The organism is Blautia sp. XA-2221, assembly GCF_028767025.1.
In the GTDB taxonomy this organism is placed as follows: Bacteria; Bacillota; Clostridia; order Lachnospirales; family Lachnospiraceae; genus Blautia_A.
In genome coordinates this window covers 12,660-28,996 of sequence record NZ_JAJQXX010000003.1, presented here as the reverse complement: position 1 = coordinate 28,996, position 16,337 = coordinate 12,660, and the positions used below count along the sequence as shown (strand labels likewise).

14 protein-coding genes and 1 tRNA gene are annotated in these 16,337 nt (G+C 42.8%); 2 read left to right on the top strand and 13 right to left on the bottom strand.

The genetic code is table 11. The features are described 5' to 3' along the window. Positions 1-119: 119 nt before the first annotated feature. The 13 genes from LU279_RS03525 to LU279_RS03465 form a co-directional block, all read right to left on the bottom strand. Complete coding sequence (locus tag LU279_RS03525) at positions 120-1,604, bottom strand: L-fucose/L-arabinose isomerase family protein (protein WP_274421193.1); 1,485 nt, start codon at positions 1,602-1,604, stop codon at positions 120-122. A 114-nt stretch (positions 1,605-1,718) separates the two neighbouring features. Next, the gene (locus LU279_RS03520) at positions 1,719-2,336 is read right to left on the bottom strand and encodes a DUF4867 family protein (RefSeq protein WP_274421192.1); all 618 of its coding nucleotides are present in this window, start codon (positions 2,334-2,336) and stop codon (positions 1,719-1,721) included. A gap of 134 nt (positions 2,337-2,470) precedes the next feature. Further along, entirely contained in the window at positions 2,471-3,349 is an 879-nt protein-coding gene (locus LU279_RS03515; RefSeq protein ID WP_274421191.1) for a helix-turn-helix transcriptional regulator, read from the bottom strand. A 75-nt stretch (positions 3,350-3,424) separates the two neighbouring features. Continuing rightward, positions 3,425-4,087 (bottom strand): YoaK family protein, encoded by a 663-nt coding sequence (locus LU279_RS03510; protein WP_274421190.1) that lies wholly within the window; start codon positions 4,085-4,087, stop codon positions 3,425-3,427. A 130-nt stretch (positions 4,088-4,217) separates the two neighbouring features. Continuing rightward, positions 4,218-4,634: a hypothetical protein gene (locus LU279_RS03505; RefSeq protein WP_274421189.1), complete on the bottom strand. Its 417-nt coding sequence runs from the start codon at positions 4,632-4,634 to the stop codon at positions 4,218-4,220. Then, positions 4,621-5,412 (bottom strand): ParA family protein, encoded by a 792-nt coding sequence (locus tag LU279_RS03500; protein WP_274421188.1) that lies wholly within the window; start codon positions 5,410-5,412, stop codon positions 4,621-4,623. Before LU279_RS03500 ends, LU279_RS03505 begins: the two co-directional genes overlap by 14 nt. Positions 5,413-5,515: 103 nt before the next feature. Then, the gene (locus tag LU279_RS03495; protein WP_274421187.1) at positions 5,516-6,067 is read right to left on the bottom strand and encodes a GNAT family N-acetyltransferase; all 552 of its coding nucleotides are present in this window, start codon (positions 6,065-6,067) and stop codon (positions 5,516-5,518) included. 399 nt (positions 6,068-6,466) lie between these two features. Further along, entirely contained in the window at positions 6,467-6,883 is a 417-nt protein-coding gene (locus LU279_RS03490) for a DUF2871 domain-containing protein (RefSeq protein WP_274421186.1), read from the bottom strand. Positions 6,884-7,139: 256 nt separating this feature from the next. Then, positions 7,140-7,213, bottom strand: a tRNA-Arg gene (locus tag LU279_RS03485). 212 nt (positions 7,214-7,425) lie between these two features. Beyond that, positions 7,426-8,658 (bottom strand): ABC transporter permease, encoded by a 1,233-nt coding sequence (locus LU279_RS03480; protein ID WP_274421185.1) that lies wholly within the window; start codon positions 8,656-8,658, stop codon positions 7,426-7,428. After that, positions 8,658-10,424, bottom strand: coding sequence for an efflux RND transporter periplasmic adaptor subunit (locus LU279_RS03475; RefSeq protein WP_274421184.1), 1,767 nt, complete (start codon positions 10,422-10,424; stop codon positions 8,658-8,660). The genes LU279_RS03480 and LU279_RS03475 overlap by 1 nt, the downstream gene beginning before the upstream one ends. Continuing rightward, entirely contained in the window at positions 10,421-11,137 is a 717-nt protein-coding gene (locus tag LU279_RS03470) for an ABC transporter ATP-binding protein (RefSeq protein ID WP_138271083.1), read from the bottom strand. The genes LU279_RS03475 and LU279_RS03470 overlap by 4 nt, the downstream gene beginning before the upstream one ends. 137 nt (positions 11,138-11,274) lie before the next feature. Next, a complete protein-coding gene (locus tag LU279_RS03465) occupies positions 11,275-12,666 on the bottom strand; it encodes an aminopeptidase (RefSeq protein WP_274421183.1) in 1,392 nt (463 codons plus the stop codon). Between the two features lie 323 nt (positions 12,667-12,989). On the opposite strand from LU279_RS03465, the gene LU279_RS03460 reads away from it, so the two are divergent. After that, positions 12,990-14,702, top strand: coding sequence for an ABC-ATPase domain-containing protein (locus LU279_RS03460; RefSeq protein ID WP_274421182.1), 1,713 nt, complete (start codon positions 12,990-12,992; stop codon positions 14,700-14,702). Between the two features lie 521 nt (positions 14,703-15,223). Further along, positions 15,224-16,315 (top strand): tRNA 2-thiouridine(34) synthase MnmA, encoded by a 1,092-nt coding sequence (mnmA, locus tag LU279_RS03455; RefSeq protein ID WP_274421181.1) that lies wholly within the window; start codon positions 15,224-15,226, stop codon positions 16,313-16,315. Positions 16,316-16,337 lie beyond the last annotated feature (22 nt).

The following is a 16,337-nucleotide window of genomic DNA, read 5'->3' as shown; positions in this document are numbered from 1 at the left end:
CCCGGGTTTCCCCGGGACGTGTATCTTTTGCTGTTTATAAAACCAGACTTTTTTCTATATGCTGCAAAAATTCTGATCTGTGTATTTCGGCATTTCCAATCATTTATGCCAGAATCCTCTTAACCCCATGGGTTTTCTGTAGGATATCTTACGCCTGCCGGCTGATTATATCCGATCTCTTCAACCGGAACGCCAATGTATTTGAATACCTCAAACAGAGCTTTTCCATAATGTCCGAAAGCAACTGCGCCGTGATGCGGATATCCTCCCTCAATAAGAACATGACGATAGAAACGTCCCATTTCCGGAATAGCAAATACACCGATAGAACCAAAAGATCTTGTAGCAACAGGAAGTACCTCTCCATGAGCAATATAAGCGCGGAGTTTATTGTCAGCAGTGCTCTGCAGACGATAGAAAGTGATGTCGCCAGGCTGAATATCTCCTTCCAGAGTACCCTGTGTTACTTCTTCCGGAAGAGCTCTTGCCATGATCATCTGATATTTCATCTCACAGGAAACAAGCTTGCCGGAAGCAGTATTTCCACAGTGGAATCCCATGAAAGTATCTTTCAGAGTATAGTTATATTTGCCTTCAATAGACTCTTTATACATATCCTTAGGAACAGAGTTGTTGATATCCAGAAGTGTCACTGTATCCTGGCTTATAACCGTTCCGATAAACTCACTTAATGTACCATAAATATCAACCTCGCAGGAAACCGGAATGCCCTGTGCAGTAAGACGGCTGTTTACATAGCATGGAACAAAGCCAAACTGTGTCTGGAATGCCGGCCAGCATTTTCCTGCAATCGCAACATATTTACGGTATCCTCTGTGCTCCTCAACCCAGTCTTTCAATGTCAGCTCGTACTGTGCAAGTTTTGCAAGGATTTCAGGTTTTTTATTGCCTGCGCCAAGCTCTTCTTCCATCTCTTTTACAACTTCCGGAATACGCTCGTCGCCGGCATGTTTGTTAAATGCTTCAAACAGATCAAGCTCTGAATTCTCTTCAATCTCAACACCGATGTTGTAAAGCTGTTTGATCGGAGCGTTGCATGCAAGGAAATTCAGCGGACGCGGTCCAAAGCTGATGATCTTCAGGTTATTCAGTCCCTCGATTGCTCTTGCGATAGGCAGGAATTCATGGATCATGTCCGCGCAGTCCTCAGCGTCTCCAACAGGATATTCCGGAATGTAAGCTTTTACGTTGCGAAGCTGCAGATTGTAGCTTGCATTCAGCATACCGCAGTATGCATCTCCACGTCCCTGGCAAAGATCATTCTGTGTCTCTTCTGCTGCTGCTATGAACATTTTCGGACCGTCAAAATGTTTTGCAAGAAGTGTCTCGGAAATTTCCGGTCCAAAGTTTCCAAGGTATACACAAAGAGCGTTACAGCCTGCTTTTTTGATATCTTCAAGAGCCTGAACCATATGGATTTCGCTCTCTACAATACAGACCGGACATTCATAAATATCCTTTGCATCATATTTCTTTGTGTAAGCATCTACAAGCGCTTTTCTTCTGTTTACAGAAAGGCTTTCCGGAAAACAGTCCCTGCTGACTGCAACGATTCCAACTTTTACTTCTGGCATATTATTCATGATTTTTTCCTCCATTTTTCTTCTACACACTATAGTTTTTACAGTTATATATAATTTTTATAAATATCGCTTTATAATTTTCTTTAATCCTTTGTTTCCGCCAACTTTAAAGCCTTATTCAAGAGTGATATTTTCACCTTTCAGTCCGTTAAAAGCTCCCTCGATACCAGCCTCTTCATGAGCGATCAGCCACTTGTTTTTTGCAGTGATAAGAGCGTCCTCTCCTGTTTTTTCCGGCTGGAAATTAAGCTCTGTATTGGTTCCCTTCGGAAGAACGACCACACACTGGAACCCGCTTTCCTTCACATTGCAGGGCGCATAATGAAGTGTTGTTGCATATACCTCAACGGCTGTCCCTGCCGGAACAAGAAATGCCTCGATTTTTGATGTGTCATATGTAAAATCATCCTCTATGTCCTTCTGTTCTCCGATCAGAAGAACCAGATCTGTGGCTGCAACATTGATCTCTGAGTTTCTGTGATATTCTACTGCATTCAGTTTTTTGTTATGTCCATTACAGTATCCGATCTGAATCGGCAGTCCGCCATAGGCTCTGTTCTGAAGCTCTTTTGCCACATCCAATGCTTCCAGTTCATCTACAGAAGGAACGTAAATCACGTCTTCCGGCACAGGCATATGCTTCATTTCTTTTAAAAGACCACTGAAATCATAGCCTTCCAGCACTTTTCCGTATTTTCTGAAAGAAGCATCTGTTACATTCTGAATTTTCATTGTAATTCCTCCTTACAATCTCCATGAAAGTCCGATTACCGTCCGGTGCTTTCATTCATTAAAAAAAGCATACCACAGACCGGTATGCTTTTCGCCGCTTTTTTTATCTGATTTATAGCACTTTTTTGACATTTCTATTCTAAGCTGTCCTCTTCCTGGTCAGCCGCTTTCTGCTTTTTTTCACGCTTCACCTCACTGGGAAGCATTCCATAGCGCTTTCTGAAATCTTTTGACAGGCCGCGACTGCTGCAAAAACCATTATCCAGAGCAATCTGACTGATCGTATGATCTGTGTTCAGAAGATCCCTGTAGGCATAAGAGGTACGGATGTCCTGAAGATAAGTCTTAAAATTGACTTTTGCATACTCCCGGAACATTCTTGACAGATATGCATCTGAATACCCGAACATTTCTGCCAGATCCGAAAGCTTCAATTCTTCTCTGTAATGCTCTCTCATATAAGTTGTGATTCTGGAAAGAGCGCTCAGATGCCTGCTATGGCGAAGCTCCTTTTCTTCTACTTCCGTTACCCGATACTGCGTAACCAACAGATAAAGAAGCTCATAATACAGAGAAATCGTACGGAAATCATAGCCGTTCCGTTTTTCTGCATACACATTATACAGTCTTTGAACCAGAGCGATCAGGCGTTTATCCGAAGGGTTGTCACTGTCTTTTCCACCCCGTACGCCGCCTTCAAACCGGATAAACTGCTGTGCTGTAAAATAACCTTCAAACTGCCTGAGAGGGATCTGTATAACCGCTGTCCTGTTTGTCTGTAACGCATGGACCGAATGGATCTCATTTGCATTGACAACCAGAAGTTCTCCTGCATGAAGAGGATATTTTTCATTATTAATATAAAAAAGCAGTTCTCCCTCCATCACTGCAAAAATCTCAATAGAAGTATGCCAGTGCTTTTCTCTTATATAGTTCCCTTTGCTCCCCTCAAAAAGAAAAATCTTAAAGGGCAGCCCTTCATTGGGAATGATCAGTTCATGCTGAAATTCCATACTCTCACCTGCTGTTTTCAAAAAATATGCGTTTATTTTATCTAAGATTCACCTGCTTTTTCACATATCATGAGATTATATTTTTTCATAGTTCATTAACAGACAGGCTGCTGTCAGAAGAACCGGAGATATCCAGATGGCTCTAAGCCCAATATAAAGAGACAACACACCGCCAATGCCTGCGCCTGCTGCAAAAATCAGAATAATCCCATAATAATGGACAGATTTTTTAAGCGCTCCGGGCTTTTTATCTCTCAGGTAAACAGCCAGACTTTCTGTTCCTGCCCGTAAATTTCCGATACACATGGTACTGGCATAGCCGTAGCCATGAACTTTACGGAAGGTCTGAACCTGCATGGCGCAGGAAAAAGATACCAGCATGGTGGCAGCCATGTTAAACTGTACAGGAATAAATCCCACCAGAAAAAGAATCGCAATTTCCAGAGCAACAATAATCTGCCTCCAGTGTATACGGCTTCTGTATTTATATTTCTGCTGAATTTTCTCTGCCACAAAAACTCCCATGGCAAATGCAATTACAGGAAATAAATAATGCAGGGCTTCCGCCCATTTTCCCATCATAAAATGCTGACTCATAAGCACTATATTTCCTGTCTGCGCGTTAGAAAAAACATGATCTCTTACATTATAAGTATAAGCATCCTGAAAGCCTCCTGACAATGCCAGAAGTGCGCTGAGTCGAAATGTTTCCGACGTCTGATGCCTGATTTTTTCCACCTTTTTCCATCTCCCATCCAGATTTTTACGAAATAAAAACTGCCGCAAAATCAGTTTCCGAGATGTAATTTTTCTCAATCAGAAAAGTACTCTCCCTTGATCCCGTGACAGCTTTTTATTTCAGTTTTTATTAAAGAAGATATATCGGAAGCTCTTCTGTTACATGCACCGGACCTTTTTCACTTTCCGGCTGTTTTGCCTTATCAGAAATAAATTTTGCCTGAATCTCTTCTGAATTAGCAGGAGTAAGTACAGAAGTCTTTACACTCTCTGCAGCCTTTGCCGCTGTGGTTTTTCTCGTTGTTGTCTTTTTTGCTGCTGTCTTTTTGGCTGTTGCCGCTTTGGTTCCAGATGCCCTTCCTGCTGTTGTCTTCTTCGCAGCTCCCGCTGTTTTTTCTGCAGCTGAAGCCTTTGTCTCCGCTGCTTTTGCAACTGTTGCCTTTACCTCTGCGGTTTTCTTAACGCCTGCTTCTGCAGTCTTTGCCGCTGTAGTTTTCTTTGCTCCTGCGCTTGCTGCGCGCTTAATACTTTCCTTACCTACTGACACGTTTCATTACCTCCTCTGCTAATGCCGTATATTCTTTTGCACTTCTGCTGGATTTTTTGTATTCCACTACCGGAGCGCTGTTATCCTGAGCCCATTCTACAGAACTGTCTACCCGGATAAAAGAATCAAACACATAGATTTCTTCCATCTCGTGCAATATTTCCATTGTCTGTTTAAAATAATTTTTTCGAGTGTCCACCTTTGTAACTGCAATTCCCGCCACCTTCAGTTCCGGCGTGATCTGCTTTACCTCGTTGAGAAAATCAAACATATTTGCCAGACCAAACATTCCCCAGGGACTTGCCTCCACAGGAACAACCACCTGATCCGATGCACACAGGATATTCATGACCCAGCCTCCCAGAGTCGGCGGCGCATCGATCAGAATATAATCATAAACGCCTGAGTCTTTTACATTCTGAATACATTTTTTTAGGATAAATTCTCTCTGCCATTTTGTAAACAGCTCATACTCTATAGAACTCATCAGTGTAGAGGAAGGAACCAGATCCAGATTGTCATAGTCCGTATGTACAATATAATCTGACAGATCCTTCTGTTCTCTTATGGCATAATAAAGATTCTTATTTCCCGCTGCCTGTTCCAGTACCCAGTCTTCGGAAAAAAAGGCCAGCGACAGATTCAGCTGCATATCTCCGTCAATCATCAGAACCTTTTTTCCTGCACGGGCCATTGCCGCGCCAATATTGGAACAGGTAGTGGACTTGCCGCTTCCACCCTTATTATTTGTAAAACAGATGGTTATTGTTTTGTTCATAACATTCCCCCATGTCTGTGAAACTTATGGAGAAAAAATGATCCTGTATATATGTTCATTTTTCTTCCGCTGATTTATATTATACGGGTTTCTCCGACAGTTTTCAAGGCAATTTGCCGATTCCCACAGGATAGTTCATCTCATGCCACTCTTCGCCTCCCCAGGTGGAATTGGCAGCTCCCTTATCATGAAATCCCATTTTCTTATACATTGGTACTCTGGAATCCAGACAGGTCAGAAGTACCATATCTTTCTCTTTTTGCATCATTCTGCACAGATATCTGTACATAAGCGCTCTGGCAAGCCCCTCTCCCCGGTATTCAGGAAGAACCGCAAGTCCAAGAAGCATGACCGTTTTTCCTTCCGGTGTATGAAGCTCTGCATTTGTAAAAAACTCATCTCTGAAAGTCGTTTCATCTGTGGCAAGTCCATTCAGAATCCCTGCAATTTTTCCTGTTTGTCTGTCAACTGCCACAAGAAAATACTCCGGCGCCTTTACAGCACGTTCTACCATCATTTTTTCAGAGCAGGCCTCACTTGGAGGAAAACAGGCTTTTTCAACTCCCGCTGCTTCCACAGCCTCCCCTGGTCTGATTTCCCTTAATTCAAATCTGTCATCCAGATTTACTTCTGAAAGATACTTATTTTTCAGCATCTTCTCTTCCTCCCCTGTCTTTTTATGATTTTCATTATCCTGTCAAAATCATCCATCTTCTAATTCCTCCGGAAAACACAAATCTCTCTTTATTATATCGGTTAATCTTATCAATTACAATCTCCTTTACATGAAGAGATAAACTGTTCTCTGGTATCCATAAATGGTTCTATGTCAGGTAATCATATAAATATCCCCATAGCCTCTTAGATCTGCAGGAATACATCTGCCTTTGCGACATTAAGTGTTTTGAACAGGTCAAATCCATATAAAAAAATACAGGAAACAGTTTTTCAACACTGCATCCTGTATTTTCATTTTATAGCTATATCAAACAAATTTCCCGGTTATTTATCTTTATGTAATGCGCAGAAGGAATCAAATACAAATATCCAGGCATCAATTCTCAAAACATTTCTTCAGAGATCGGAACAGTACCAGAACGGCAATTCCAATTAAAATATGGGAAATTCCCGCAAAACCTGAGATCATAGCGTCTGCCGCCTTTGTAAGCTCTGTACCCTGAACCTGAACAATGCCTCTCACAAGAAGCATAACCGCCATAAACGGCAAGGAAATATTATACAAAATAAAAAATTTCTTAAAGGTACTCTGCTCAAATAATTCCGGCTTCTGGCATCCAAATAACGCTATAATAAGAAACGCAAACATTCCAAGCACAAATAAGTGAGTATGAGCATAACTCAGTGCCGTTTCTCCTGTATATCCGTTAAATTTTGTAAACTCTCTGTAAAACACGCCTGCTGCCGCAGCAAGGATAAAATAAACCATAGAAGTATTTAATATTTTTTTCATTCCCGGCTTCCTTTCTTCATCATCAGTAACTTCAATTTGAACATTGTTCATTATATTAAACTTTACTTATTCTGTCAAGTATCCATCAAAAAAATTTTAGTATGATCACGCCTCTCAGCGAATCCGATGAGCGTGATTTACAAGAAGAAGAGAATCTCCTTTCTTCATTTTTCAGGTAATACTTTTTATCACCTATTTGTTATAAAATGTAAAAACAAAAAGAGCCTTGAAAAATCAAGACTCTCATAATTATTAGCGTGCGTTAGAGGATTCGAACCCCCGACCTTTTGGTCCGTAGCCAAACGCTCTATCCAGCTGAGCTAAACGCACATCCTTGCGACTTCCCTCGCAACAAAGAGTATTCTACATGATAACCCACTTTTTGTCAACACTTTTTTTAAAAATATTTTTATTTTTTTCCAGAAAAGATTTTCGCCTTTATTTCTGCTTTTTCATTTTTCTTTTTGCATACAAAAAGGGGTCCCGGGAAGGCTTTTTCCGGTCTTTTGCCAGATTTCTCCCACGGAAACCCTTATATCATCTCAGTTTCTTCTCAGAGCTTCAATAGGACTGAGTTTTGCTGCCTTTCTTGCAGGATAAATTCCAAAGAAGACACCAACTGCACAGGAAAACAAAGTCGCAAACAAAATTGTGCTTAGGCTGATTCCGGGACTAATCTCCATCTGCATACCTGCGCTTATGACACTGCAGATTCCATATGCTCCGATAATTCCCAGAATAATTCCGATCACTCCGCCAATCACAGTAAGAATGGCAGCTTCCGCCAGAAACTGTAGCATAATAGAGGAAGTTTTTGCTCCAAGAGATTTACGGATACCAATCTCCCTTGTCCTTTCCGTTACAGAAACCAGCATAATGTTCATAACGCCTATTCCTCCTACCAGCAGAGAGATTCCTGCTACAAAGGAAATAAATGCAGTTACCATGCCAAGCATCTGGTTCATGGATTTCATCACATCCTGGAAATTCTGGATCTGGAAATAATCATCTCCTGCGCTCTGATGTCTCTTTTCCAAAAGATGAACGATCTCATTGGCAACCTTCTGGGAGTCCAGACTTTTATCCACCTGAACCGTCATGGAATAAAAGTAATCCATATCTCCTACCAGTTCATTCATTGCGGTATAGGGAATATTTACAGTTGCAGGCATCCCTTCATATGTATAGCTGACAAAGGTTCCGTTTTCTTTCTGGGTAGTCACACCGGCAATACGAAAGCTTTTTGTCACATCATAGCAGGTAACGTCAAGGCTCATTCCCACTACATCATCTGTACCAAACAGACGTCTGGCATCGGCATCAGAGATCACGCATACCGGTTTTGCCTCTTCCACTTCCTGCTCACCAAAGTAATTTCCATATTTCATGTCCGCATTCTTTATCATTTTGGGGTCCGGACCTTCGGCAGTTACCATAAGCTTAAAGGTTCCCTTCCCGGTAACTGTTTCTCCGTCATAGCTATCACCTACATTTACCCCTTCCACACTTTCCAGCTTGCGGACAGCATCAATATCTTCCGGTGTGATCCATTCCTGTTCTGTCATTGCATCATTACTGACGTAAATGTAAACCTGACCGCCTCCGATATCACTGATTTCTGAATTCATCTGATTTTTTGTTCCCTCACCAATGGAAACAATCGCGATAACAGAAGCAATTCCGATAATGATACCAAGCATTGTCAGAAAAGACCGGCCTTTATTTGCGCGGATATTCTGAACAGCCATTTTTACATATTCATAAAATCCATTCATCAGGCACCTTCTCCCGTTGCTGCGGCATCACCTGACGCCATGGCCTCTGCAGGCATTCCTTCCTGAAGCGTTCCAATATCCCGGATCACTGTATCTCCCTCTTCAATACCTTCTGTCACTTCTATGTAATCATCAGAGCTAAGTCCGGTTTCAATATTCTTTTTAGCAATCACTCCGTCCTCAAGGACATAACAGAAAGATCCCTGTTTACCGATATTCACAACCTCTGCCGGAAGAACAAGAACATCTTCTGCTTTGTTTGCCTGAATCGTCACCTTTGCATCTACTCCAAGAAATACATTTTCATCCGGATGGTCAATTCTTACTCTTGCGGAAATCAGAGAAGCTCCCTTTTCATTCTGTGTGGCAATATGACTGACAGATGTTACCGTTCCCTCGTATTTTTTGCCTGCAAGGGTGATCTCTGCTTTCTGATTTTTCTGGATCTTATCATAATCGTATTTGGAAATATTTACATCCACATCTACTTTATCCGTATTCTGCAAAGTAAAAAGTTCCGTTCCCTGGGTTACGGTAGAGCCTTCTACCACCGTTACTTTTGAAATAACTCCGTTAAAATCCGCTGTTACGCCCTTTTTAGCAGATTCTACCAGCTCTTTGGCAGACATTTTTTCAAGCTCGGAAAGATTATTTGTGATCTTCATCTTTTCCTTTTCTTCTTTAGTTACTGCATTGGGGTCTGCCTCGGCAATCGCCTCCTGAGACGCAAGCTCTGATTGAAGCTCTGCCAGATCGCTGCTTGCCTGTTCAAGAGCTATTTCAATTCCGGAAGTATCCACTGACACAGTCCCTCCGGAAATGTCCCCGGAAGGCGTATCGCTGAAATCGCTTCCGCTCCCGTCTGTCACCAGATCAGAAGCGCCTGTAAAATCTGATAAAAGAGGAGCCGGAGGCATCTGAGTTTTGTAATCCTCATAAACGACCTGAGCATTCTGGTATTCTACCTGAGCATTGCTTCTGTCTGCCTCTGCCTGAGAAAGCGCTTCTGTATTTTCCGGACTCTGGTCTGCTGACCAGGCTGTAAATGCCATTTGATATGTATTCTCAGCCTGATTGTAAGCTGTAAGCGCCTGATCTGCTGCTAAATTCAGCTCGTTCAGCCTGGTCTGATATGCAGGGAGCGTTTCATTTTCATAAATTCTCACTGCCTCTTCATACTTACGCTGGATTTCCTGCTGCTTTTTCTCCTGAGCCCGTCTTGCCTCTTCTGCTTTTCTGGCAGCTTCCGCTGCAACCTGAGCCTGAGCATCTGCCGTTACCTGGGCCAGCTGTGATTTCAGACCTGCCACATAATTTTTCTGTGCTGCCACCTGCTGCTCCAGGGAAGCAACATTTCCCTGAGCATCTTTTTGTTTCTGTACCGCTTTATCCGATTTATTGAGAGTATTCTGCATATCAAGCTCACCGGATTTCATATTCAGCTCAGCTTTTTTCTCTTCTCTCTCAAGATCTTTCATATTAAATTCCACAAGCTTTGTTCCGGCCTTTACCGTTTCCCCTTCTTTAAAGGAAACCTCGTCAACCTTTGCATTTGCCGGTGAAAAATATGTCTTTTCTTCCTCGCTGACAACTGTTCCGCTGGCCTCTACAGTCTGCTGAACATCTCCGGTTACAGCTTCCACAACCTCCACTTTCGGAAGTGCGCTCCCTTCTTTTCCGGAATTTCCCAGAACTGCAATTGTCCCAACCGCCGCCACTGCTACTGCTCCAACTCCGATCACCAGTTTCTTCTTTGGCTTTTTCATAATACTTCCTCTCCTTTACCAAAATCCTGATTTATGGTGTCTGATTCTATCTTTCCATCCATGATCCTTACCACCCGTCTTGCCTGATCGGCAATCCCATTGTCGTGTGTAATAAGGATCACAGTCTTTCCGGACTGATGCATTTGCTTCAGGATTCCGAGAATTTCTCTGCTGGATGCAGAATCCAGATTTCCTGTTGGTTCATCTGCCAGGATAACCGGCGGTTTGGCCGCAATGGCTCTGGCTATTGCCACTCTCTGCTGCTGTCCGCCGGACATCTCGCTTGGTTTATGCTGCATTCGTTTCTCAAGGCCTACCATTTTCAGTGACTCAATAGCCAGCTTATGTCTTGTTTTCCTGTCAATACCCCGGTATATCAGAGGAAGCTCCACATTCTCGATGGCATTCAGATTTGCGATCAGATTAAAGCCCTGAAAAATAAATCCGATCTCGCGGTTTCGAACCACTGACAGTTCATTGTCCTTCATGGTGGATACGTCCGTTCCGTTCAGATAATATTTTCCGGAAGTAGGCACATCCAGACAGCCCAGCATATTCATAAACGTAGATTTTCCGGAACCGGACTGACCGATGATGGCTACAAACTCTCCTGTTTTAATTTCAAGGTTCACATGATCCAGAGCGCGGACTTCGTTTTCTCCAGGGTTGTAAATTTTACACAGGTCTTCTACCTTGATTAATGTATCCCCCATGACTTCTCCTTTTATACTCTCTTTTCCACCTGTTTTATAAGGTATGATAAAATTCCTTTATCAATAAATAAAACGGAAAAAAGCACCAAAATACTTCAATATTCCGGTATAAACTTACTGCTGTACAAAAATATTATTTATGCGTCAAGCAAAAAGGCCTTGTATGCTTTTTTAGCTTCATAAATATCAGCCTTGCTGGTTACTTCCCATGGAGCATGCATACTCAGCACAGCCACGCCGCTGTCAATCACTTCCATTCCATAAAGAGCCGCAATATAGGCGATCGTTCCGCCTCCGCCTACGTCTACCTTTCCAAGCTCTGCAGTCTGGAAAGCGATCTCATGATCGTCAAAAATCTTCCGTACTCTTGCAACATATTCTGCATTTGCATCATTAGAACCTGATTTTCCTCTGGCTCCTGTAAACTTGTTCAGAACAATTCCTCTTCCGAGAAATGCTGCATTTTTTCTTTCAAAAGCTTCTGCATAGGCAGGGTCAAAACCTGCGCTTACGTCTGAGGAAAGCATACTGCAGCTTCTGAGAGCTCTGCGCAGTGTCAGATCAGAATAGCATCCCATTCCTTCCAGAAGCTCTGCCACGCTGTTTTCAAAAAATCTGGACTGCATTCCTGTTGCTCCTACACTGCCGATCTCTTCTTTATCTGTAAGAAGACAGCAGGCTGTACGTTTCGGAGCCTCCATTTCCAGCATTGCCAGGAAAGAAGTATACGCGCATACACGGTCGTCCTGACCATAGCCGGTAACCATGCTTCTGTCCAGTCCGCAGTCTCTTGCTTTTCCTGCCGGAACTACCTCAAGCTCTGCAGAAAGGAAATCCTCTTCCTCTACATCATATTTTTCTTTCAGGATTCTGAGGATATTTTCTTTTACAGCCTCTTTCTTTTTGTCGTCATCAAGATCTTTCAGCGGTCTGCTTCCAATGAGAATATCAAGATTTTCACCTTCAATGACCTCAGCAGCTGTTTTCTGAAGCTGTTTTCCTGCCAGATGGATCAGAAGATCTGTGATATAAACAACAGGATCGTTTTCATCCTCTCCTACTGTCACATTTACAACTGTGCCGTCTTTTTTTGCGATCACGCCATGAATGGCAAGGGGAAGCGCAACCCACTGATATTTTTTTACACCGCCGTAGTAATGGGTATCCAGATATGCCATATCAGCCTCTTCATAAAGAGGATTCTGTTTAATGTCAATTCGCGGAGAGTCAATATGCGCGCCCAGGATATTCATACCTTTTTCCAGAGGCTCCTGTCCGATATGGAAAAATGCCAGAATCTTGTTCATTGCTACAGAATAAACTTTGTCTCCTGCCTGAATTTTTTCTCCTGACGCAAGTTTCTTCTCCATAGAAACATAGCCGGCAGCCTCTGCCTGTCTGATCAGCTCTGTAACACATTCTCTTTCTGTTTTTCCAGCGTCCAGAAAGCTTTTATAGCTTTTGGCAATCTGCTCCATCTCTTTTTCTTCATTTTCTCCATAGCTGAGCCATGCGTTTCTTCGTTCCATATTGGTTCCACCTTTCCTTAATATAATTCATATTTAATACTCCGAATTTTTTCGGAATATGACATCAGGTTTCTGTATTTCTGCAAAAATCCTGTTTCTGCCTGAATTAATATATAATTCCTGTACATTATAATCCAATTATATCTAAAATTCTACACATATTGACAAATCTTAAAGAAGATTTAAGAAAGAACTTCCGGTGTTTTTTTATTTTCCCGGATATTTTCTTTTCCAAAAATCATTGCCTTATTGCCGATCATTTACTAAAATGAACAGAAAGGCAATTCTGCCGTTTATTAGTTTATCAAGGAGGCAACTATATTATGCAGCAATCCACAGATCTCCAAAATATGCTTCACTCCATTCACAGAAAAAGCTATCCTGCATATAAATCTCTGAAAGGAACGTACCGGTTCGACCATTATATTTTATCTGTTGATCATGTTCAGGGGGATCCTTTTGCTTCTCCCTCCCATATCAGCATCCGTATTTCCCTGAAAACTGCCGGTTTTCCGGAAGAATACCTTCAGAATCCTGTTGCAAAGATCACACTCTGCGATTATCTGACCCGCCAGTTTGAACGGCAGATCAACCGTTTTTCTTTTAAGGCAAAAGGTTCCGGAAAAAGCGGCCTGATCTCTGTCAGCCACTGTGGGCAGGAGGTTCTGAAAAGAACTGCCTGTGAGGTCACGAGTCAGGAGATCATTGCCCGTTTCTTTATCGGTTTTCCTGCAAACGGACGTACTATTAATTCCATAGAATTGGAAAAGATTCTGTTTGAATTTCTTCCGGTCTGTGTAAAAAACACCTTTCTTTATCAAAATCTTAATGCTGCCGGACTGAGAGAGGCTGTTTTTCTTGCAGAGGATCAGACCTTTATCCGGGAACAGCTGAAAATACGCTCTCTTGCAGCTTTTGTGGCAGACGGTTCCATTCTTCCAAGAGAAAGCGGAGTGTCTTCCCGCCCCATGAAAGATTCTGTTCCTTTCCGCTCTCCGGACTCTCTGCGTGTTACCATGGAACTTCCACACAAAGGAACCATAACCGGTATGGGTATCCCTCAGGGGATCACTTTGATCGTAGGAGGCGGCTATCACGGCAAATCCACTCTTCTTAATGCGCTTGAACTGGGTGTTTATAATCATATACCGGGAGACGGCAGAGAATATGTGATCACAGACAGCACCGCCCTGAAGCTTCGCTCAGAAGACGGACGTTTTATTAAGGATGTAGATATCTCCCTTTTTATCAATGATCTTCCCAATAAAAAAGACACCCGCTGTTTCTCAACAGAGGATGCCAGCGGCAGTACCTCTCAGGCAGCCGGGATCATTGAGGGCATGGAGTCCGGAAGCAAAGTCTTTCTTCTGGATGAGGATACATCTGCCACAAATTTTATGGTAAGAGATTCCTTTATGCAGAAAGTAATTGCAAGAGAAAAAGAACCGATCACTCCGTTTCTGGAACGAGCCGGGAACCTGTATCAGAAAGCCGGAATTTCCACAATCCTTGTTGCCGGAAGCTCAGGAGCCTTTTTTCATATTGCTGATACCATTATACAGATGGATTCTTATCGTCCCATTGATATTACCGAAAAAACAAAAGAGCTGTGCAGCAGCTATCCTCTGGAGCCCTCCGGCGCGCCGACATTTGCTTTTCCGCAGAGCAGCCGCGTTATGACTGGCAATACACAGACTTTCTCCCGTTCAGGCCGAAGAATCTCTGACAAACCTGAACGACTGAAAATAAAGACACATGGCAAAGACAGTTTTTCCATTGGACGGCAGGAAGTAGATCTCAGATATATAGAACAGCTTGTGGATACAGAACAGACGGCCTGTCTGGGCCTGCTCCTGAAATATGCTGTGGAACACCTGATCGATGGAAAAAGAACTTTATCTGAAATCGCAGAGTATCTGATCAGGGAGCTGGACCGACAAGGCTTTGCATTTTTAAACAACGGATCCATTTCCTGCGGATATGCTCTGCCACGGCCTCAGGAAATTTACTCCTGCTTTAACCGCTTCAGACGTTAAAACCTGAATGACAACCAAAAACAGAAATTTATTTACAGACAGAAAACTACCGCTCCCCTGACATTCCTGCCAGGCGGGGCGGCTGTTCGTTCGTTTTCTTTTATTTTAGGGAAAGGAAAGAGTTCGGCAGCTCTTCCGGCATTGAATCACTGCCGCTTCTTAAAGTGTATTATCTTTAAGACATTTACAGCATACAATATAATTGTGATGAGAGTTTGTATATTTTCTAATATATTTATAAAATCTTTAAAAAATGTCTTAAAACCCTGGAATTCCACATCAGCAAACAAAAATCCATTTCATATTCTATATAGTAATAGAATTTCCCTGCAGGTTCCGTAATTTATCATATGCGGCAAAGTACCTTGTGGGACAGCGCCATATAGAAGATGATGTTTTATACCGCTCCATTTATGCAGGTTTCATACTGTTCCATTTACACATTGACATCATAGGTTTATAATGATACCATAGCGTCAGCAAAAATAATTGATATTCATATATAAGAAGGAGAAACATCCATGCAGAAAAAAGCACTTATCGCCATGAGCGGAGGAGTGGACTCCAGTGTGGCAGCATACCTGATGGCTCAGAAAGGCTATGACTGCGCCGGAGCTACTTTGAAGCTTTATGATAACCCTCAGTGCAGCCAGCCGGGAGAGCGCGCCTGCTGTACTCCCTCAGATACGGAGGTCGCACGCAATGTGGCAGCCCGACTTGGAATGCTTTATTATGTATTTCCCATGCAGGAGGAATTCCGCAAAAACGTGATCGACAAATTTGCTTCTACCTATCTGAATGGCGGAACACCGAATCCCTGCATTGACTGTAACCGCTTCCTGAAATTTGATGCTCTTGTAAAAAAAGCACAAGAACTGGGAATAGATTACGTTGTCAGCGGTCATTACGCAAGAGTCCAGAAAGATCCTGATACGGGAAGATATCTTCTGAAAAAAGGCCTGGACTCCACAAAGGATCAGAGCTATGTACTTTATTCCATGACCCAGGAACAGCTTGCTCATATCCTTTTTCCTCTGGGTGAATATACCAAGGCGGAAATTCGTCAAATTGCCCAGGAACAGGGATTTATTAATGCAGACAAACCGGACAGCCAGGATATCTGCTTTATTCCGGACGGCGATTATGCGTCCTTTATAGAAGAATATACCGGAAACTCCTCTGCGCCTGGTGAATTTTTAGATACGGACGGTCGGGTTCTCGGAAAACATAAAGGACATATCCATTATACCATTGGTCAGAGAAGAGGTCTTGGCATCTCTGCCCCTCAGTCTTTGTATGTATGCGGAAAATCACTGCAGACAAATCAAGTAATCCTTGGCAAAAAAGAAGATCTGATGTCCTCCTCCTGTCTGGTAAATGATATCAACCTGATCCCCTGGGATCACCTGGACGGTCCTGTTCAGTGTAAAGTCAAAACCCGTTACCGTCAGCCGGAACAGCCGGCTACTATAGAGCAGATCGAAAAGGATCTTCTAAAAGTCACTTTCCATGAGCCTCAGCGCGCTGTAACTCCGGGACAGGCTGCTGTCTTCTACGATGGCGATACAGTACTTGGCGGAGGCACGATTGTCACAGAAGCACAGCTGAAATAAAAACCGGCAAGTTAAAAACCTC